We start from the raw sequence: 18,305 nt of genomic DNA on the forward strand, positions 1-18,305 counted from the left end.
AACAGTGTGGTTAATTCAGCGCATTGTTCATACACTGTTGCTGGAGCAACACGTGTTGAACAGCAGGCAGGCAAAACCCCTCTACCATGGGCGTCACGGCAACGACAGCAAGTGATGCAAATGCATATGCACTGATCAAATTGTTATAAGAAAACTTTAAAGCAGGTCGACTGTTGAAATGCAAACAGCCCCTTTACAAACTGTTTGGTTGACACCTGAAAGTTGCTCTTTAATTGCCGGAAATCGCTGTTTTTGGGCTGGCACGAACTCTGCAAAAGTCCGTGTGAGAGCGAGACTATACGAATAGATGCTCCACTCACTAACAGGCAGGAGCATTAATAATGAACAGTGCGTCAGAAAGGCGAGTATTACGACGTAGTGCACTGGCGACAGCTTCCAGCATGGGAATTCTCCTGATGCTGGTTCAGGCCACAGCGGTGGCTGCCGAGGACAAAGATCCTACGTTAGCCACGGTGGTGGTGTCCGGCGCCGAGGCCAGCGAGGCGCAGAAAACGCAAAAAGAACTGAAGAAAGTGGCGGGCAACACCGCCGTGGTCGACAACCGGGACATCGAGCGCGGTCGCGCAGCCAATGCCGAAGACGTTCTGGCCTTGCAACCCGGTGTGTTCGCCCAGGCCACCAGCGGCTCAAGCGCCAACAAGATTTCCATTCGTGGCTCGGGGCTCAATACCTTCTATCAAGGCTATGTGCTGGGCATCAAGTTTCTCTTTGACGGCCTGCCGCTGACCGGGCCGGGTGGTACTCAGGAAGACATGCTGGACATGCAGGCGGTGGACCACACTGACGTGCTGTACGGCGCTAACGCCTATCTCTATTCCGCCTTGTCGCTGGGCGGGGCCATCAACTTTGTCAGTAAAACCGGGCGCACTGATCCAGGCAATTACGCGCGCTTTGAGGCGGGCAGTTACGGCTATCAAAAAGAGCAATTAAGCACCGGCGGGGTCGTGGGTGATGCTGATTACTACGTCAGTGTTCTGCACAACCAGCGCGATGGTTATCAGGACGACACGTCCAACAAAGGCCAAGGCCTGGTCGCCAACTTTGGCTACGTGTTCAACCCAAAGCTGGAAACGCGATTCTTTGTGCGTTATCGCGAAGAGACCCTGACCCAGGGCAACACGCTGACCAAGTATCAGCTCAAGCATGACCCGACCAGCAACGCCGTGCCGATTGGTCGCAAGAAAGACGGCTCGACCCTGTTGGGCAGCAAGACAACCTACACCTTTGACGATAACGCCAAGCTGGAAGTGGGCCTGGGCTACAACGACTATCCGCTGTTGAACGGCTGGCGCTACAGCCCGTCCCCCCAAGATTGGCGCTCCAAAGACATCAACCTGACCCTGCGTTATCTGCGCACTGGCGACACGTTCCTGGGCTTGCCCAGCGACAGCAGCGTGACGTTCAGCAATACCCAGTCTTACCTGGCGGACGTGAAGTCCCACAGTCGGGTTACCGGCGCAACGCTCCAGAAAACCGATTACACCGGCTCACGCGATACGGTGTTCTCGTTGGGGAACGAGTTGCAGTTGGGCGATAAAACCTGGCTGTCCAGCGGGCTCTCGCTGATCAATATCAAACGCAAGGCCGACATTAAATACACCACCGGTGTTAATACCAGCGCCTTCCCCAGCGGTGTTGAATACACCGAAACCGATCTGGCCCCGCGTCTGGGCTTGCGCTATCAACTGACACCGGAATTCGAGTTGTTCGGCAACGTCAGCCGTTCGGTCGATCCACCCGTTACCTGGCAACTGGGTAGCACCGGGACCCCCTACATTCGCGATGTCCGCCCGCAAAAGGCCAACACCGTGGAGTTCGGGATTCGTGGCGGTCATGGCATCTTTGACGGCAGCCTGACCGTGTACCGTTCGTGGGTGCAAAAGGAATTGCTTTCGGTGGTCGTGCGTCAGGCCACGGCGACCCAGGACCAATTGGTGGCCACCTCCAACGGCAGCCCGACCATTCACCAGGGGATAGAGGCGGGGCTCAACGCATTGCTCTGGGAAGGCAAGAATGGCGACACGGTGTCGTTGCGTCAGGCTTATACCCTGAACGACTTCTACTACCGCCACGACTCAACGTTTGGCGACAACCAGTTGCCGGGGCTGCCGCGTCAGGTGTACCAGGCCGAGCTGCAATATCGGCAAGCGGGTGGTTTCTACGCACAACTCAATGCACGTGCGGCTTCCAGTTATTACGTCGATTTTGCCAACACCCTGAGTGCGCCGTCCTACACCCTCTGGGGAGCTAAAGTCGGTTACGAAGCTCCGAGCAAAAAATGGGAAGTATTTGTGGATGCCCGCAACCTGACCAACCAGCGCTACGCCACGGCGACCAACACCGCGTATGACGCCAAGGGTCAGGACTCGGCCAACTTTTATCCGGGCGACCCGTTCAACGTCACCACCGGCGTTTCGTTCCACTTCTAATAGGTGAAAATCTACAGATCGCGATACAAACTCGCTCTTATCAAACAGAGAATAAGTGATTGATTCTAAAGGCCTTGTAGGAGCGAGCTTGCTCGCGATCTTTTGATCTTGGTCTAAGAGCCCCCTCACCCTAGCCCTCTCCCGAAGGAGAGGGAACCAATTGGGGGATGCTGACGATATTCGCTGTCCTGTTTGATGCGCGACAGCGCGGCGTCGAAGACGGGGCGGCCATTCCTACAGTTTTTGGCACGATTCAAATTTCCTGTAGCCGCTGCCACCCATCGCAGCCTCATTCTTCGGCAGCGACTACAGGGCATTTGCCAGGTCTTGGCATTGTGCAAATACCGCTCTCTAAGCCAAAGGTTTAGAGTGGTGCCCAGGTTTGGATCGGGCGAGCACGGCGTTATGAATATTCGATTTCTGCAGACCTTCGTTTGGGTCGCACGGCTTGGCAGTTTTCGCCTGACCGCAGAGAAGCTTTCAACCACCCAGGCGGCGGTTTCCAGTCGCATTTCAGTGCTTGAAAACGAGCTCGGGGTGCAGTTGTTTCAGCGTGATTCGCGTGGGGTGAGCCTCACGCGCGAAGGTCAGAAGGTGTTGGGCTATGCCGAACAGATGCTCGCGACCCAGCAGCGTTTGTTGCAGTCGCTCGGCCAGACAGACAGTTTCGCCGGGCGCTTGCGTATCGGGGTCATGGACACGGTGATCCACAGTTGGCTCAGCGATCTGATCAGCGCCATAAGCCGCGATTACCCTCAGGTTGAAGTCGAGCTGACGGCGGATACGGCGTTGAATCTCAACGAGCAACTGCTCAAGGGGCATCTGGACCTTATTTTTCAAACTGATCTGGTGCGTGCCGACGGGGTGCGCAATGTGCAACTGGCCAGTTACGCGCTGAACTGGGTCGTGGCCAAGGCCAGCCCGCTTGATCGCAGCTATGCAAGCCTTTCAGACCTCTGTCAGGAACGCTTGCTGACCTTTTCGCGGTTATCGCGGCCACATCAGGACATGCTTAATTTCCTGCATCAGCAAGGCATTGCGACGCCCAGGGTCAGTTGCATCAACTCAGTGGCGGCGATCATCAAACTGGTGGCTGACGGCTTTGGCATAGGCGCGTTGCCACCGGTGCTGGTCAGCCGTGAATTGCACAGCCAAGCCATGGTTGCGTTGCCCATGGAGGCGCCACCAGGGTTTGCGGTGTTTGCCAGTTGGCGCGTCGGAGCAGGGCTGGAACTGAACGAAGTGGTGGTCAATCTGTGTCAGAGCGTGGTCGCGGATTATCAGCGCAGCGTGTCACACGACCACTTCGTATTGCCTGACAACTGATCCGTATTTTTTCGCCATATCTGCGTCTGTTATGAGTGCAGATCAAGGCGCACAATTCCCATCAACCTCTCGAGACAGGCAAGAACGTGAGACCCCAAGCTGTACTCGCCTCTTGCCGCCCGATGTGCTGCACCTGTTTTATTACGTAGGTTTGACGGGGAAATGTGATGGGTAAGATGGCGTGGTTTTTAGGCGGTTTTTTAATACTGACCATCGGTATCGGTATTTTGGCGACCATTCCGCCGGGTTGATCAGATGTTTCCACTCAGATGCGGGCATACCGGTGTTGCCCGCTCTGCCAGCAGCACTCCGACTACGCCCGCACGTATGATGAATGCGTTTATTCGATCGTAAAATCGACAGCGTAGTTATAGGGGTAGATATCCGAGTGTTGTCTTAACCGGGAATTACAATCTCCTGGGCCGATGACGCTATGAGTCCAGAAGTAATTAACTTTCGGCGACTGATGCAGATACGACTTTTCATAGGCGTATAAGAAGCTGGTTTCAAAATGCAGCATGTCTTTGCCAATGCTGTAGGCAAACCGGGTTTCAAATAAGGGTTTTTTAACACCGTACTCAATTAAAATGTCGCCCTTGAAGTGGGGGGCTGCATGGAGCTGGAAAACATTTCTGCTGTGGGCGGAAAACTCAGGAGGGAAGCTTCCCTCTCTGCCGCTGTGGGTGCCTTCTATTCTTTTTAGTTCATGCGCTGTGTTGTTGATAACGCGCAGGTTAACTATCAGTGTGTCGCTGAATTTGCTATTCATTTTTGAGATCCTTCTCATGGGGTGAATAGCTGAAGATTAGAGCCTTAACTTAGGTGCTGTCGGTGTAGTTGTCCTTTCTCTGATGCTGTTAATTCGTTTTTTAACGTAAGAATTATCTTGGTTATTTCTCAGGCAGATGCATCTTTTTCTAGTATGAGCTTTTAGGCAGCAAGAGTTCTGCGCACAGTCCGCCCCCTTCGCGATTGCTCAGGCAAAGCGAGCCCCCCAAGGCAATCGCCAGTTGCTGGGCAATCGCCAGCCCGAGCCCGGTGCCGCCCGTGTCGCGATTGCGCGAGCTTTCAACCCGGTAGAACGGTTTCAATACTTCGCGCAGTTCTTCGGCTGAAATTCCCGGCCCGCGATCAAGCACTTTGATTGATACATTGCCGTTGGCTTGCGCGCTGACTACCAGTTCGGCCGCTCCGGAAAACTTCAAGGCATTGTCCAGCAAGTTGATCAGTACCCGGCGCAGGGCATGGGGTCGGGTTTCGATGGGGGAGCCATAGCTGCCACTGCTGCTGACCGCTTTGCCCACGTCTTGATAGTCGAACACAATGCTGTCGACAAAGGCATCCAGGTCAAGTTTGCAGTTGGCCTCGGTTGAGCCATGCACGCTGCGGGCGTAGGCCACACCCTCGCGGACCAGGTGTTCCATTTCCCCCAGATCACTCAGCAGTTTGTCGCGCTCAGTCGAGTCGTCCATAAACTCGGCGCGCAGTTTCATGCGGGTAATGGGGGTCTGCAAATCGTGGGAAATGGCTGCGAGAATCTGCATGCGCTCTTTGAGGTAGTCTGCGATGCGCTGCTGCATGGCATTAAAGGCCACGGCGGCATGGGCGACCTCGGTCGGGCCGCTTTCGTCCAGATGCTGGATGCGGGCATTCGGGTCCAGGCTTTCTACCGCGCGTGACAGCCGGCTGAGCGGGCGTATGGCCAGCCTCACCGCCATCCAGGTACATCCCAGCAGCAGCGCCAGTTGCAGCACCAAAACCACCGGTAGCCACAGGGCCACGGGAATATCGGCCGGGCGCACGTCAATGGTCACAGGGTTGCCGTCAGCCAGTTGCAAAAACACCTGATAGTGCGGGCGCACGCCAGGGATGTCGGCAAAGGTCAGAGCGTAATGTTGGCCCAGCGTGTCTTTGATCGAGGAAGCCGACATGGGCGGGTCTGCAGTGTCCATGGGCACACCGCTGTCGCCTTTGGTTAACAGGTACTGGTAATGCTCCCGATTCAGGCGCGAGAGCCAAGCCTGACGCTCTTCGGCGGGCAGGCGGTCCAGGATGGCAACGGACGTTGAAATGTCGTTTTCCATGTTGTTGAGCATCGTCGAACGGGCGCTCAAATAGCGCTCATAGAACTGCACGCTGAACGACAGACCGTTGGCCAGTAGCAGACTTACCAGAAAGATCAGCGACAATTGCGACGCCAGGGTCTTGGGCCAGCGCAGCCATTTCATAGCGATGCACCGAGAATTTTCACGGGCAGTGAGAACACATAGCCTTCACTGCGCACGGTTTTGATACAGGCTGGCTCGCGGGCATCATCGAGCAAGCGTTGACGCAAACGACTGACCAGCAGGTCTATGGAGCGATCAAACAAGTCGGCATCACGGCCCTGTGTCAGGTTGAGCAATTGATCACGGCTGAGAACCCGCTGTGGATGGTCAAGAAACACGCGCAGCAGGCGGTATTCGGCGCCGCTGAGGGCGACCATGGTGTCGTCCTCATCCAGTAAATGGCGGGCGCTGGTGTCCAGCCGCCAACGACCAAAAGCCAACAAGCTGCCACTGTCGGTGACCTGCAAGTTGGGTGGCAACATGCGCGTACGCCTTAAAACGGCGTTGATCCTTGCGAGCAGTTCACGGGCAGCGAAAGGTTTGACCAGGTAGTCGTCGGCGCCCATTTCGAGGCCGATGATGCGGTCGGTTTCGTCACTGCGTGCTGTCAGCATTAATACCGGCGTGGCCTTGTGCTTGCCGGCGCGCAGTTCGCGGCACAGCAACAAGCCATCATCACCGGGCATCATGATGTCCAGCACAATCAAGTCGACAGGTGTGCTTTCCAGAAAGCTGCGCATTTGCCTGCCGTCGGCAACCACGGTGGTGCGCAGACCATTCTTTTTCAGGTAATTGCCCACCAGTTCGCGAATCTCACGATCATCGTCAACGATCAGGATGTGATCGACATGCTCCATGGCTTTAATCTCTCGCGGGTGGTTGGTGAGGCGCATCATAGCCAGAGACTGCGCTCTTGCCTGCAGGCCTTTGTATTTCAGTGTATCTGAGGTTTTACAGATACATCCTGAGGCAAAAATCTTCAGGCCGCTCCCACCCGGCCTTGGCCTGGAATGTATCGCTGTGTATCTGCACGCCTTCCAGATACGCAAAGAGTCATCGAGGCCGATTCTCGACACATTCGCGATACCTCACGGGCTTTGAATAGGACCCATCGAGATACCAAGCCTCGATGACTCTTAACCAAGACTGTGAGGAACTGATCATGAACATCAAAGCTACCTGTGCTGCCGGTGTGTTTGCCGCGTTAAGTCTGTTTGCCCTGGGGGCCCAGGCCCAAGAAATGCCGGTTGCGCAAAACTACACCTACGGCACGCATCTGGATGTGAAGAAGGTACTGGCTATCACTGAAGACCCAGGTTACGACTGCCAGGTGGTCAAATCGCACATGACCTACCTCGACTCCAAGGGGCAAACCCAGCAACTCAACTACCTGAAAGTTTCGCAAAACTGCAACGAGGGCGGCTAGTCCATGGCTGGCAAGTTTGCAGGTGTTGGCCGGGCAGCGCGTTGGCTGGCGTTGCTGGGTGCGATGGCCGCGAGTGGAGGAGCGTTCGCGGCCCAAGAAGGCGGTGTGCCGATGCCGGCGTTGTCCGGCGCCGTTGAATGGCTCAACTCACCGCCGCTGACACGCGAGTCGTTGCACGGCAAAGTGGTGCTGGTGGATTTCTGGACCTATGGCTGTATCAACTGTCAGCGCAGTCTGCCTTATGTCAATGCATGGGCAAAAAAGTACGCCAAAGAAGGGCTGGTGGTGATTGGCGTGCATACGCCTGAATATGAAGAAGAGCGAGTGATCGAGAACGTACGTCAGCAGGTGAAGAAGTTGGGTATTGAATACCCGGTTGCAATCGACAATAACAGCGTGATCTGGCGTGCTTTTGATAACCAGTATTGGCCAGCCCACTATTTTGTTGATGCCAAAGGCCAAGTACGGGCCACGCATTTTGGCGAAGGTATGTATCAGCAGCAGGAACAGTTTATACAACGTTTACTTGCCGAGAATCATGAGCAGTGATGCGGTATGTGACTGCGGGTTTGAACGAAATTTGTCAGTTTATTCTGTGATGCGGGTGGGTAAGTTCGACTTGAATGATTAGTGGCAGTTTTATTGTCCGCGAAGTGCTTCACTTTTTATTTATCAATAATTAAGAGTGAAGTGGGATGTTAAGCCGAGAAATCATGTTGAAGTTGTTTGCCAGGAGTGCACCGTATGTTGATCTATATTTGCCGCTGATTCATGGCGTGATTGATCGATATGAGATTAATACCCCGCAGCGGATAGCTGCTTTTCTTGCCCAGGTGGGACACGAAAGTGCCGGTTTCACGGTGCTTGTCGAGAACCTTAATTACAGTGCAGACGGTTTAGCCATGACCTGGGGGGCGCGCTTTGCCCTGAAGGATTCAGCGGGTAAATATGTGATGGTAAAAGACGGCAGCCGTTTGCGGCGTATGCCTAATAGCGAGGCGCAATTGCTGCACCGTAAGCCTGAGGCCATTGCCAATCGTGTGTACAGTGATCGTCTGGGTAACGGCTGCGAGGCGTCGGGGGAGGGGTGGCTCTACCGCGGTCGAGGTCTGATTCAAGTCACCGGCAAAGAGAACTATCGCGCCTGCAGCCTTGCGCTGTTTGCAGATGATCGCTTGCTCACGACTCCCCACTTGCTGGAAAACTGGCAATGGGCGGTGGCGAGTGCGTGCTGGTATTGGCAGGCACGCGGTATCAATAAATGGGCTGATGGCGATGATTTTGAATCGGTCACCAAGGCAGTCAATGGTGGTTTGAATGGGCATGCCGAGCGCTTGGCGGTGTACCGCGAGGCGTTGCGTTTATTGGAGGATTCCCCTTGATGCAGCGTTTGCTGCTCAACGAACGCCAAGGCTTGTCAAGGTTTCGCAGCTGACGCCGTGAAACCTCAACAGGCCAAGGGTGGCGCCTTAACTGACGACGCGATAGCAGGGCACGTAAGCGGCGCCGCCGGGCAGCTTCATGCGGTGTTGTTTAACGAAGGCATGCAGCAGTTTATCCAGCGGTTTCATGATCGCGGCGTCACCGTGAATCTCGTACGGGCCGTGCTTTTCGATCAGGTGAATGCCTTTTTCTTTGACGTTGCCGGCCACGATTCCGGAGAAAGCCTGGCGCAGGTTGATGGCCAGCTCATGGGGTGGCAGGCCGCTGCGCAATTGCAGGTTGGCCATGTTGGCATGGGTCGGGTCGAATGGGCGCTGGAACCCTTCATCGATTTTCAGCAACCAGTTGAAGTGGAACGCGTCATTGCGCTCGCGGCGGAACTGCTTCACCTCTTTAAGCCCTGCGGTCATTTGGCGGGCCACTTCAGGCGGGTTGTCGATGATGATCTGGTAGTGCTGTTGTGCCGCTTCGCCCAGGGTGGCGCCGACAAACTCGTGCAACTGTTGCAGGTAAGGTTCGGCTTCTTTGGGGCCCGTCAGAATGACCGGGAAGGGCACGTCTTTGTTGTCCGGGTGCATCAGAATCCCGAGCAGGTACAAAAACTCTTCAGCCGTGCCCGCACCGCCCGGGAAGATGATGATGCCGTGCCCTACACGCACAAACGCTTCGAGGCGTTTTTCGATGTCAGGCAGAATCACCAGCTCGTTAACGATTGGGTTCGGGGCTTCGGCGGCGATGATGCCGGGCTCTGTCAGGCCCAGGTAACGCCCCCCCACCAGGCGTTGCTTGGCGTGTGAAATGGTGGCGCCCTTCATCGGGCCTTTCATCACGCCGGGGCCACAGCCGGTGCAGATGTCCAGACTGCGCAAGCCCAGTTCATGGCCGACTTTTTTAGTGTATTTGTACTCTTCGGTGTTGATCGAGTGACCACCCCAGCACACCACAATCTTGGGGTCTACGCCTGGGCGCAGGGTGCGGGCGTTGCGCAGAAAATGGAAGACGTAGTCGGTGATGCCGGCAGAAGAACTCAGGTCAACGCGTGTACTTTCCAGACCGCTTTCGGTGTAGACAATGTCGCGCAGGGCGCTAAACAGCATCTCTCGGGTACTGGCAATCATTTCGCCGTCGACAAAGGCATCGGCCGGTGCATTCAATAGTTCAAGGCGAACACCACGGTCTTGCTGGTGAATCCGGACTTCGAAATCTTTATAGGCTTCAAGAATGGTTTTGGCGTTGTCGACGTGAGCACCGGTGTTGAGGATAGCCAGTACGCATTGGCGGAACAGTGTGTAACTGCGGCCTGAGCCGACTTCGCTCAGTTGTTGCACTTCACGTTGCGAGAGTGTCTCCAGGCTGCCTTTCGGGCTGACCGAAGCATTGATGACTTGTCTTTGAACCATTGTGGGCTTCCTGTGAGCGGGATCAAAAATGGCGTGGCGCAGCTTTATGAGTTCATATCAGCACTTCGCATTGGCCGAGCGAGAGGTCCCAACTCTTACGTCTTTGGATTCATTCGATTAAAGCATAGTGCCTCTGTGCAGGCATGTCGCAGAGCGATCCACCTTACGCGGGTCGCGCTGGCTACAGTAACACCGCGCACGCAGAAGACCACCTATCGATCGGCCAACTTTAGCTGTGGTCTCTGAGCAATTGCGGTGTCTGCAAGGGGTGGTCAACGGTAGGGCCTGGGCACGGTTTTAAGCGGGGATTTACAGGCATGGATGCGCAGATTCAGGGTTTCGACTGCCCGGCAGGGGCAGTCGAATCGTCAATACGGTGGTGCCGTTTTTAACGATCAGGCAGCCGGTTGGGCCTGCACATGATGGGACAGGGCTTCCTGAAGTTTTTTCTCTTGCTCAGGGGACAACGAGGTGCGCAGAACTTTGCCCTCGAAGCCTGCTTTTTGCAGTTCTTCCAGCACTCTCTCCGGTTGGTATTTGCGCAACAGCACAAACAGCGCCGAAGAGTTGTTCGGGATGGTTTCGCCCAGGTTCTTGATGAACTTGTCGTCGATCCCGTAATCGCTCAACGAGCCAGACAATGCACCGGCGCCAGCGCCCAGGGCGCCGCCAATGGCAAAACCGGCCAGCGGGTTGAGAAACAGCAGGCCAACCAGTGCGCCCCAGAGCCCGCCAGTGACCAGGCCCGAGGTGGCGCCAATGGCGGTCAGGTTGACGCTTTGTTTGACGTGGAGCTTGCCTTCACCGTTGCGCGTAACAATGACCGAGTCTTCGAGCTCAACCAGATATTCTTTGCTCAACGACACCAGCTCGGTGAGCGCGCGGTCGGCGGTTTGGGTGTCTGAAAATCCCACTACGATTAGATCGGACATGTCTTTCATTCCTTGGCAATACAGGTCCAGCCCAGAGGGGCTGATGTTAGAAGGAGTCGCTCAGTCGCCATGATGCAGGGGCATCGTGGCCGCAGTTATTCAGAGAATTTGAGTCTTCTGCGAGGAGAGAGCGTGGTCGCAAACCTGGATATGTCAAGTCAGCAGCGCATCACTGCCAGCAATCAGGGGGCATGATTGCAGAAAAAACGGGGATGGTTTCAATCGTGGAGGGCTGGCTAGGCAGCCCTGACACTCACTCCAAGGGCTGATACCTCGGAGAATTAAGACTGGTTGCCTTTGTCCGATGCATTCAGACCTGCCTGGATGCGTTGATAAATTTCTTCGCGGTGTACTGCGACGTCTTTCGGCGCGTTTATGCCGATTCTGACCTGCTGCCCGCTGACTCCTAAAATAGTGATCGTAATATCGTCACCGATGTTTATGCTTTCACCAACTTTACGGGTGAGTATCAGCATTTTTTTCTCCTTGATGGCTTTGTAAGGCACGTCTCTGAGACGGTGCGGCTTCGGTCATGGCTACAGAATACTGCTAAGTGCATATAAATGCGCCGCTCATTACAGACGTCATAGCCAGAGGTAAAATTCCCCAAACGAGGGAAGCTCATGCCTATGAAGCTTAAATAAGGGCGGATTTGATTTGTTCAAGGAGAGCAAAGGCCACTGCCCCAGTGATAAAATCGACCCACTCATACAGATAGGGGAAACGCAGTGCGTAAAGTCATCGTGATGACAGCAATATTGGCCTTGACGGCTTGCGGTCAGGAGTCTAACGATAAAATCGAGCAGGCTAAAGCGGCTTCTCACTCTGCGGTGGTCCAGGTGCCTGTTGCTCACTGGGCGCTGGAGCTCACTGAAGGGCAGAGAGCGACGATTACGGATACCACTGGCAGGCTGCTGGATAATGGCTTTGTTCCCTACATTCTCGAAAAAGACGGTGTGCAACATTTCTTGATCGGCCCTTATGCGACCGAGGCTCAAGCCCGGGAAGTGCAAGAACAGATCAAGCTCAAACCCAAGCTCGAAGGCATTGAAACCGACGTGATAGAGCTGCCGCCTTCGCCTTGATCGACTACCTGTCAGCCATGGATTCAAGCGTAGTGCCCAACGGGCACTACGCGAATGTCGGCACCTGTTTTTTAAGCGTGTCCGGCGCTACCGGTCCAAGCGAGAGCAGGATTACAGCAATACGATGCCCTGATTACACGCACATTAAGCGCGTGTCGTCGGCAATCTGGACATGCGAGTTGTTCAGCGTTTAGAAAGGTGTGACAAGCCCCAGGGCCGTTGCTTTGATCAATGCAGCGCTACGGGTTGAAACGCCGAACTTAAGACGAATATTGCTGAAATGAAAATTGACCCCCGACTCCGTGCATTTGAGGATCAGCGCAATCTCCCAGGAGGTTTTGCCCTGAGCCCCCCAAGCGAGCACTTCCTTTTCTTTGGGGGTGAGTTTGATAGCGCTCAGAGCATGCTCTTTGGTCTGGGCGTTAGGCTGCAGATGTGCTGATTGTCCACTGGTCGCTGATTGAGGCTGATGCATGGCAAGACACTCCCATAGATCAAAAAACGTAAGCGGGTTGTAGGAAATCTCTCTCTGTGCGAGAGGAATTTCCCGTAGGACTTTTCCTTGCTATGGGCTTATTTATAAACCGTTCTGCGGTGTTTGGAACCTGTCAAAAATAACAGTCTGAACACATTTCTGATCTCGGACTGGCAGGCGAGGCACCGCATTGCTTCGCCCCCTGACTGGCCCCTCAAACCAGCCTTAGCCCTTGCTTGCAACGAGCAGATGGCGCAAGTTTTATCTGGACACATATCGACGAACCGTGACGACAAGGGCCGCACGCTATGAGCAATCACAAGATCGAAATTCGTCGCAGCAATGTCGAAAAAATCCTTCTCGGAGCCGAGAAGGTCTTTGCCGAAAAAGGCTTTGCGGGCACCGCCATGGCGGATATTGCCGCTGAAGTTGAGCTGCCTCGTTCCAACTTGCACTATTACTTCAGTACCAAAACCGAGCTGTATAACGCGGTTTTGCTGGGTTTGCTGGAAGTGTGGAAACAAGATGCGCTGTGTTTTGAAACCTATGATGACCCGCGCCTGGTTCTCAGCAGTTACATTCGCGCCAAGATGACCCACTCGCGTACGCGGCCCTACGGCTCGAAAGTCTGGGCAGACGAAATCATCCATGGCGCGCCCACGTTGGGGCTCACGCTGGATGCGAGTCTCTATGATTGGGCAAAAATGAAAGAAGCCAAAATCCGCCAGTGGGTGGCAGACAAACGGATATTGCCGGTAGAGCCGTCCAGCGTGTTGTTCATGATCTGGGCTTCAACCCAGCACTACGCAGACTTCGATCACCAAGTGAACATCATCAACGAGCATCAACCGTTGAGTGACATCCAGTTCGAGCGCGCCATCCACAGTGTCACCAGCATCATCCTGCGCGGTATCGGGCTGGAGCCGTGACAGCGTCGCCCCATGTGATAACTACCCGTACCTAACCTGTGGGAGTCGGGCTTGCCCGCGATGCAGACGACTCGGTTAGCAATCGTCTGCGGTATTGATTCAATCGCGAGCAAGCCCGCTCCCACAGAGGGTCAAGAAGCCACGTGGTACGGATTACGCGGGTCGTGGTTCCAGTCCAAGAAAGGTTTGCCGGTGTTTTGCGGCACCATCTCGATACAGTCGTCCACCGGGCAAGTGATCTGGCACAGGTTGCACCCTACGCACTCATCATCAATCACTTCATAGCGGTGGGTCCCGTCGGCCAGTTTCTGGCTGGAAATGGCCTGGTGCGAAGTGTCTTCGCAGGCGATGTGGCAACGACCACAGCCAATGCATGCTTCTTGGTCGATCTTGGCGATGACTTGGTAGTTTATATCCAGATATTTCCAGTCAGTGGTATTGCCCACGGCCCTACCCGAAAAGTCCTCCAGGCTCGAATAGCCTTGGCTGTCCATCCAGCGCGATAAACCGTCTTTCATCTCATCAACAATCCTAAACCCGTGGAGCATGGCCGCGGTGCACACTTGCACGGCGCCACAGCCCAGGGCGATAAATTCCGCAGCATCGCGCCAACTGCCAATGCCGCCAATCCCACAGATCGGCAAGCCTTGGGTCTGTGGGTCGCGGGCAATTTCGGCCGCCATGTTCAGCGCGATCGGCTTGACGGCCGAACCGCAATACCCCCCGTGGGTACTCTGGCTGCCCACCACAGGCAGGGCGACCATGCGATCAAGGTCGACACTGGTGATCGAGTTAATAGTGTTGATCAACGACACCGCATCGGCACCGCCGCGATGGGCCGCCCGGGCGCTGAGGCGGATATCGGTGATGTTTGGCGTCAGTTTGACGATCACCGGCAGCGAGCAGTACGTCTTGCACCAGCGCGTGACCATTTCCACGTACTCCGGCACTTGGCCAACGGCCGCGCCCATGCCGCGTTCCGGCATGCCGTGTGGGCATCCAAAGTTCAGCTCGATACCATCGGCGCCCGTGGCTTCAACCAGCGGCAGGATGTACTTCCAGGCTTGCTCCTCACACGGCACCATCAGCGACACAATCAGTGCGCGGTCTGGCCAGTCTTTCTTGACCTGAGTGATTTCACGCAGGTTGATTTCCAGCGAGCGGTCGGTAATCAGCTCGATATTGTTGATGCCCATGACTTCACGGTTAGGCCCGAAGTGCGCCGAATAGCGTGAGGATACATTGACCGCCGCCGGGTCTTCGCCCAGGGTTTTCCAGACAACGCCGCCCCAGCCTGCCTCATAGGCGCGGACCACGTTATAGGCTTTGTCGGTCGGCGGCGCAGAGGCCAGCCAAAAGGGATTGGGGGCTTTGATACCGGCGAAGTTAATCGAGAGATCGGCCATTTACGCAGCCTCCTGAGTGAGCATGAGTTGGGCATGAATGGCTTGCGCGGCCAGCTTGCCGTGTTGCACCGCTTGCACGGTCAGGTCCTGGCCCAGCGAGGTGCAATCGCCACCGGCATACACGCCGGGGATGCTGGTGCGCAGGTGCTCATCCACGGTGATCCGATCGCCTGTGCGCTGGAGTGAATGGGCCAGCGGGTCACTCAGGGTGGCTTCGTCAAAGGTTTGGCCGATGGCCTTGAATACCGCATCGGCGGCCAGCTCAAAGGTTTCGCCGGTTTTCACCAGGCGACCGTCTGCAAGGCGGGTGCGGGCAAAGCGCATGCCGCGAACTTGGCCCTGATCGTCGAGCAACACCTCATCGGGTTGGGCCCAGGTCATCAGGCGCACCTGATTGGCCTTGGCGATGTCTTGCTCATGGCCGGTCGCACCCATGTCTTCCTGACCACGGCGATACACCAGGTTCACCTCGCGGGCGCCCAGACGGGCCATTTGTACGGCCATGTCGATAGCGGTATTGCCCGCGCCCAACACGATGCAACGTTCGGCCAGTGGCAGTTGGGTCAGGTCGTCGCTTTGGCGCAGCTCGCGAATGTAGTCAGTGGCAGCCAATACACCGGGTGCCTCTTCGTGGGCCAGACCGAGCTGCCGACTGGCGGCCAGGCCGATGGCCAGAAATACCGAATCAAATTGTTGGTGCAGGTCGCTCAGGCTCAGGTTGTCGCCCAAGCGCTGGCCGTGGCGAACTTCGATGCCACCGATCTGCAAGACAAAATCCACTTCACGCTGAGCGAAATCATCCACCAGCTTGTATTTGGCGATGCCGTATTCATTGAGACCGCCGGATTTTTCCCGGGCTTCGAAAATCACCACCTCGTGCCCTTGCAGGGCCAGCCGATGGGCGCAGGCCAGTCCGGCCGGGCCCGCGCCGACCACGGCAATGCGCTTGCCGGTTGAGGCGGCGCGGGTGAACGGGTACTCGTTGAATTGCGCATTATCAATCGCATAGCGCTGCAACAAGCCGATCAATACCGGCGCACATTCCTGCGCGTTATTGCGCACACACGCTTGCTGGCACAGCACTTCGGTGGGGCATACGCGGGCGCAACTGCCGCCGAGAATGTTGGCCGAAAGGATTTTCTGCGCAGCGCCTTGAACGTTTTCCTGCTGGATATTGCGAATAAAAGACGGAATGTCGATGTCGCTTGGGCACGCATTTACACACGGTGCGTCGTAGCAATACAGGCAACGCGAGCTTTCCAGTTCAGCCTGACGGGCGCTGAGCGGTGGCGCCAGATCAGTGAAGTGACTGGCCAGCACCAGCGCATTTTCGTGGGGGTGCGGTAGATGATTCAGGGACTTGATCACAGGAATTGCCTCACGGTTGTGGGAAGCGTCTGCCTCTGACGGGCAGTGGTGGTGTACTCAGCGCTTAACAGCAACGGGCTGGTGATGCTCGGCGCGCTTTTTCAACAGGTCGTACACGGCGGGGTAGGCCGGGCGTTCGATATAACGCCCGGCGCCGCGTTCGGCCCGCAAATCGCCATCGGCCCAGACCACCCGGCCCTGGCTGATGGTGTGGCTGGGCACGCCGCGCACGGTCTTGCCTTCGAATATGTTGAAGTCGACCTGTTGGTGGTGGGTTTTAGCGGAAATGGTGCGCGTGCCTTGCGGGTCCCACAGCACCAGATCGGCATCGGCACCCACGCGGATTGCGCCTTTGCGCGGGTACAGGTTGAAAATTTTCGCGGTGTTGGTCGAGGTCAGCGCCACGAACTCCTGCATCGACAAGCGCCCGGTGTTCACGCCTTCATCCCAGAGCACGGCCATGCGGTCTTCGATACCCGCCGTGCCGTTAGGGATTTTGCTGAAGTCGTCACGCCCGACGGCCTTTTGCTCGGCACAGAAACAGCAATGGTCGGTGGCGGTGGTGTGCAAATTGCCGGATTGCAGACCGTGCCACAGCGCTTGTTGGTGGCCCTGGGGACGGAAGGGCGGGCTCATCACATAGCCCGCGGCGGTTTGCCAGTCGGGGTTTTGATACACGCTGTCATCGAGCAGCAAGTGCCCGGCCAGCACCTCGCCGTACACCGGCTGGCCCTGGCTGCGGGCATAGGTGATTTCGTCCAGCGCTTCACGGGTCGAGACGTGCACCAGGTACAACGGCGTGCCAATGGTTTGCGCGATGCGAATGGCCCGGCTGGCGGCTTCGCCCTCAACTTGCGAAGGCCGCGACAGCGGGTGGGCTTCCGGGCCGGTGATGCCCTGTGCCAGCAGCTTGCGTTGCAAGTGATACACCAGTTCGCCGTTTTCTGCGTGCACGGTGGGCACCGCGCCCAGTTCCAGGCAGCGTTCAAAGCTGGCGACCAAGGTGTCATCGGCGGCCATGATCGCGTTTTTGTAGGCCATGAAATGTTTGAAACTGTTGATACCGTGATGGCTCACCAGCTCGGCCATTTCTTCGCGGACCTGCTCGCTCCACCACGTGATGGCGACATGGAAACCGTAGTCCGACGCGGACTTCTCAGCCCAGCCGCGCCACTGGTGAAAGGCCTCCAGCAACGACTGCTGAGGGTTGGGAATGACAAAGTCAATAATCGACGTTGTCCCGCCTGCCAGACCTGCCGCCGTACCACTGAAAAAGTCTTCACTGGCAACAGTGCCCATAAACGGTAACTGCATATGCGTGTGGGGATCGATACCGCCGGGGAGTAAATATTGGCCACTGCCATCCAGCACTTCACAACTGGGCGGAACTTCAAGATCAGTGCCAATTGCGCGGATTAGACCGTCTGCGCAATAAACATCAGCACGGTAACTTTCATCATGGGTCACAAGCGTAGCGCCACGGATTAACAGCGACATACCAAGTTCCTCGCAGGCAGACCGGCTGAGGCCGGTTCTAATGTTGTTATTACGACCGTAGTACAGGTTTTTATTCCTGTCACTGGTGACAGGAATAAAATCTAGTGGGTTGTTGAGGAATGAGCAAACATTATTTTCAAGTATGTATGTGTTACTTAATTTGTTGATTTATATAGGTTTAATCTTTAAATCACCAAATTGGTGCGCGCTTTCACCATTTCGGCGCACTTGACAGGAATTAAATATAGGTGAAGTTTCTTATGCTAAATCAGGCGCTTGAAGTCTTCGGAGAACAGCCAGAGTCAAACAAAAATAAATAAGCGTGCACCGATATGTTTCGTTTAGTTCTATCCGGCAATGCAAACTATTCTTGATAAGGGTTTATCGGCGTGTTGTGTGCGGTTTGAAAGTGCTTATAAACCAGCGAGTTGTAAGGTGTGAACACAACTGTCCGTGAACA

The 18,305-nt window shown here is 55.7% G+C and carries 17 protein-coding genes; 7 read left to right on the forward strand and 10 right to left on the reverse strand.

Annotated elements, in window-relative coordinates:
- The first annotated feature begins 401 nt into the window (after positions 1-401).
- Both AAEZ03_RS07815 and AAEZ03_RS07820 read left to right on the forward strand, forming a co-directional pair.
- Complete coding sequence (locus AAEZ03_RS07815; RefSeq protein ID WP_350577490.1) at positions 402-2,450, forward strand: TonB-dependent receptor family protein; 2,049 nt, start codon at positions 402-404, stop codon at positions 2,448-2,450.
- Positions 2,451-2,855: 405 nt separating this feature from the next.
- On the forward strand, positions 2,856-3,776 hold the full coding sequence (locus AAEZ03_RS07820) for a LysR family transcriptional regulator (RefSeq protein WP_350577493.1): 921 nt from the start codon (positions 2,856-2,858) through the stop codon (positions 3,774-3,776).
- A gap of 340 nt (positions 3,777-4,116) precedes the next feature.
- Here AAEZ03_RS07820 and AAEZ03_RS07825 read toward each other — a convergent pair whose 3' ends face one another.
- The 3 genes from AAEZ03_RS07825 to AAEZ03_RS07835 form a co-directional block, all read right to left on the reverse strand.
- Positions 4,117-4,545, reverse strand: coding sequence for a hypothetical protein (locus AAEZ03_RS07825; protein WP_123752149.1), 429 nt, complete (start codon positions 4,543-4,545; stop codon positions 4,117-4,119).
- A 148-nt stretch (positions 4,546-4,693) separates the two neighbouring features.
- Positions 4,694-6,004 (reverse strand): sensor histidine kinase, encoded by a 1,311-nt coding sequence (locus AAEZ03_RS07830; RefSeq protein WP_350577497.1) that lies wholly within the window; start codon positions 6,002-6,004, stop codon positions 4,694-4,696.
- On the reverse strand, positions 6,001-6,741 hold the full coding sequence (locus AAEZ03_RS07835) for a response regulator (RefSeq protein ID WP_048369095.1): 741 nt from the start codon (positions 6,739-6,741) through the stop codon (positions 6,001-6,003). The genes AAEZ03_RS07830 and AAEZ03_RS07835 overlap by 4 nt, the downstream gene beginning before the upstream one ends.
- A gap of 305 nt (positions 6,742-7,046) precedes the next feature.
- Between AAEZ03_RS07835 and AAEZ03_RS07840 the strand changes: the two genes are divergently transcribed.
- The 3 genes from AAEZ03_RS07840 (at position 7,047) to AAEZ03_RS07850 (ending at position 8,692) form a co-directional block, all read left to right on the forward strand.
- Positions 7,047-7,310 (forward strand): DUF2790 domain-containing protein, encoded by a 264-nt coding sequence (locus tag AAEZ03_RS07840; RefSeq protein ID WP_048368939.1) that lies wholly within the window; start codon positions 7,047-7,049, stop codon positions 7,308-7,310.
- Between the two features lie 3 nt (positions 7,311-7,313).
- A complete protein-coding gene (locus AAEZ03_RS07845; protein WP_123752151.1) occupies positions 7,314-7,859 on the forward strand; it encodes a thioredoxin family protein in 546 nt (181 codons plus the stop codon).
- Positions 7,860-8,023: 164 nt separating this feature from the next.
- Complete coding sequence (locus AAEZ03_RS07850; RefSeq protein ID WP_278938498.1) at positions 8,024-8,692, forward strand: glycoside hydrolase family 19 protein; 669 nt, start codon at positions 8,024-8,026, stop codon at positions 8,690-8,692.
- 87 nt (positions 8,693-8,779) lie between these two features.
- Here the strand turns inward: AAEZ03_RS07850 and ppnN are convergent, their stop codons facing one another.
- The 3 genes from ppnN to csrA form a co-directional block, all read right to left on the reverse strand.
- Positions 8,780-10,153 (reverse strand): nucleotide 5'-monophosphate nucleosidase PpnN, encoded by a 1,374-nt coding sequence (gene ppnN, locus AAEZ03_RS07855; RefSeq protein WP_153335157.1) that lies wholly within the window; start codon positions 10,151-10,153, stop codon positions 8,780-8,782.
- Between the two features lie 395 nt (positions 10,154-10,548).
- Positions 10,549-11,085: a DUF1269 domain-containing protein gene (locus AAEZ03_RS07860; protein ID WP_048368942.1), complete on the reverse strand. Its 537-nt coding sequence runs from the start codon at positions 11,083-11,085 to the stop codon at positions 10,549-10,551.
- Between the two features lie 281 nt (positions 11,086-11,366).
- Positions 11,367-11,561: a carbon storage regulator CsrA gene (gene csrA / locus AAEZ03_RS07865; RefSeq protein ID WP_048368943.1), complete on the reverse strand. Its 195-nt coding sequence runs from the start codon at positions 11,559-11,561 to the stop codon at positions 11,367-11,369.
- Positions 11,562-11,813: 252 nt separating this feature from the next.
- On the opposite strand from csrA, the gene AAEZ03_RS07870 reads away from it, so the two are divergent.
- Entirely contained in the window at positions 11,814-12,170 is a 357-nt protein-coding gene (locus AAEZ03_RS07870; RefSeq protein ID WP_123752153.1) for a hypothetical protein, read from the forward strand.
- Between the two features lie 190 nt (positions 12,171-12,360).
- Here AAEZ03_RS07870 and AAEZ03_RS07875 read toward each other — a convergent pair whose 3' ends face one another.
- Positions 12,361-12,645: a LuxR C-terminal-related transcriptional regulator gene (locus tag AAEZ03_RS07875; RefSeq protein WP_227024851.1), complete on the reverse strand. Its 285-nt coding sequence runs from the start codon at positions 12,643-12,645 to the stop codon at positions 12,361-12,363.
- 308 nt (positions 12,646-12,953) lie between these two features.
- On the opposite strand from AAEZ03_RS07875, the gene AAEZ03_RS07880 reads away from it, so the two are divergent.
- Positions 12,954-13,574, forward strand: a complete 621-nt coding sequence (locus AAEZ03_RS07880; protein ID WP_048368946.1) for a TetR/AcrR family transcriptional regulator — start codon at positions 12,954-12,956, stop codon at positions 13,572-13,574.
- A gap of 131 nt (positions 13,575-13,705) precedes the next feature.
- Here the strand turns inward: AAEZ03_RS07880 and preA are convergent, their stop codons facing one another.
- Genes preA through hydA form a run of 3 tightly spaced genes read right to left on the reverse strand, consistent with a single transcriptional unit; the run spans position 13,706 to position 17,845 of the window.
- Entirely contained in the window at positions 13,706-14,980 is a 1,275-nt protein-coding gene (preA, locus tag AAEZ03_RS07885; RefSeq protein WP_350577505.1) for an NAD-dependent dihydropyrimidine dehydrogenase subunit PreA, read from the reverse strand.
- Entirely contained in the window at positions 14,981-16,348 is a 1,368-nt protein-coding gene (locus tag AAEZ03_RS07890) for an NAD(P)-dependent oxidoreductase (protein ID WP_350577508.1), read from the reverse strand.
- Between the two features lie 57 nt (positions 16,349-16,405).
- Positions 16,406-17,845 (reverse strand): dihydropyrimidinase, encoded by a 1,440-nt coding sequence (gene hydA, locus AAEZ03_RS07895; protein ID WP_262124542.1) that lies wholly within the window; start codon positions 17,843-17,845, stop codon positions 16,406-16,408.
- Between the last annotated feature and the right edge of the window lie 460 nt (positions 17,846-18,305).

Source organism: Pseudomonas sp. HY2-MNA-CIBAN-0224, from assembly GCF_040310285.1.
Classification (GTDB): domain Bacteria; phylum Pseudomonadota; class Gammaproteobacteria; order Pseudomonadales; family Pseudomonadaceae; genus Aquipseudomonas; species Aquipseudomonas helleri.

Bases quoted from the DNA above. Each gene is read 5' to 3' on its own strand.
- AAEZ03_RS07835 (WP_048369095.1), bottom strand. From the start codon at position 6,741: ATGGAGCATGTCGATCACATCCTGATCGTTGACGATGATCGTGAGATT.
- AAEZ03_RS07830 (WP_350577497.1), bottom strand. From the start codon at position 6,004: ATGAAATGGCTGCGCTGGCCCAAGACCCTGGCGTCGCAATTGTCGCTG.
- AAEZ03_RS07880 (WP_048368946.1), top strand. From the start codon at position 12,954: ATGAGCAATCACAAGATCGAAATTCGTCGCAGCAATGTCGAAAAAATC.
- AAEZ03_RS07875 (WP_227024851.1), bottom strand. From the start codon at position 12,645: ATGCATCAGCCTCAATCAGCGACCAGTGGACAATCAGCACATCTGCAG.
- AAEZ03_RS07850 (WP_278938498.1), top strand. From the start codon at position 8,024: ATGTTGAAGTTGTTTGCCAGGAGTGCACCGTATGTTGATCTATATTTG.
- AAEZ03_RS07815 (WP_350577490.1), top strand. From the start codon at position 402: ATGGGAATTCTCCTGATGCTGGTTCAGGCCACAGCGGTGGCTGCCGAG.
- AAEZ03_RS07840 (WP_048368939.1), top strand. From the start codon at position 7,047: ATGAACATCAAAGCTACCTGTGCTGCCGGTGTGTTTGCCGCGTTAAGT.
- AAEZ03_RS07845 (WP_123752151.1), top strand. From the start codon at position 7,314: ATGGCTGGCAAGTTTGCAGGTGTTGGCCGGGCAGCGCGTTGGCTGGCG.
- preA (WP_350577505.1), bottom strand. From the start codon at position 14,980: ATGGCCGATCTCTCGATTAACTTCGCCGGTATCAAAGCCCCCAATCCC.
- hydA (WP_262124542.1), bottom strand. From the start codon at position 17,845: ATGTCGCTGTTAATCCGTGGCGCTACGCTTGTGACCCATGATGAAAGT.
- AAEZ03_RS07820 (WP_350577493.1), top strand. From the start codon at position 2,856: ATGAATATTCGATTTCTGCAGACCTTCGTTTGGGTCGCACGGCTTGGC.
- csrA (WP_048368943.1), bottom strand. From the start codon at position 11,561: ATGCTGATACTCACCCGTAAAGTTGGTGAAAGCATAAACATCGGTGAC.
- AAEZ03_RS07860 (WP_048368942.1), bottom strand. From the start codon at position 11,085: ATGTCCGATCTAATCGTAGTGGGATTTTCAGACACCCAAACCGCCGAC.
- ppnN (WP_153335157.1), bottom strand. From the start codon at position 10,153: ATGGTTCAAAGACAAGTCATCAATGCTTCGGTCAGCCCGAAAGGCAGC.
- AAEZ03_RS07825 (WP_123752149.1), bottom strand. From the start codon at position 4,545: ATGAATAGCAAATTCAGCGACACACTGATAGTTAACCTGCGCGTTATC.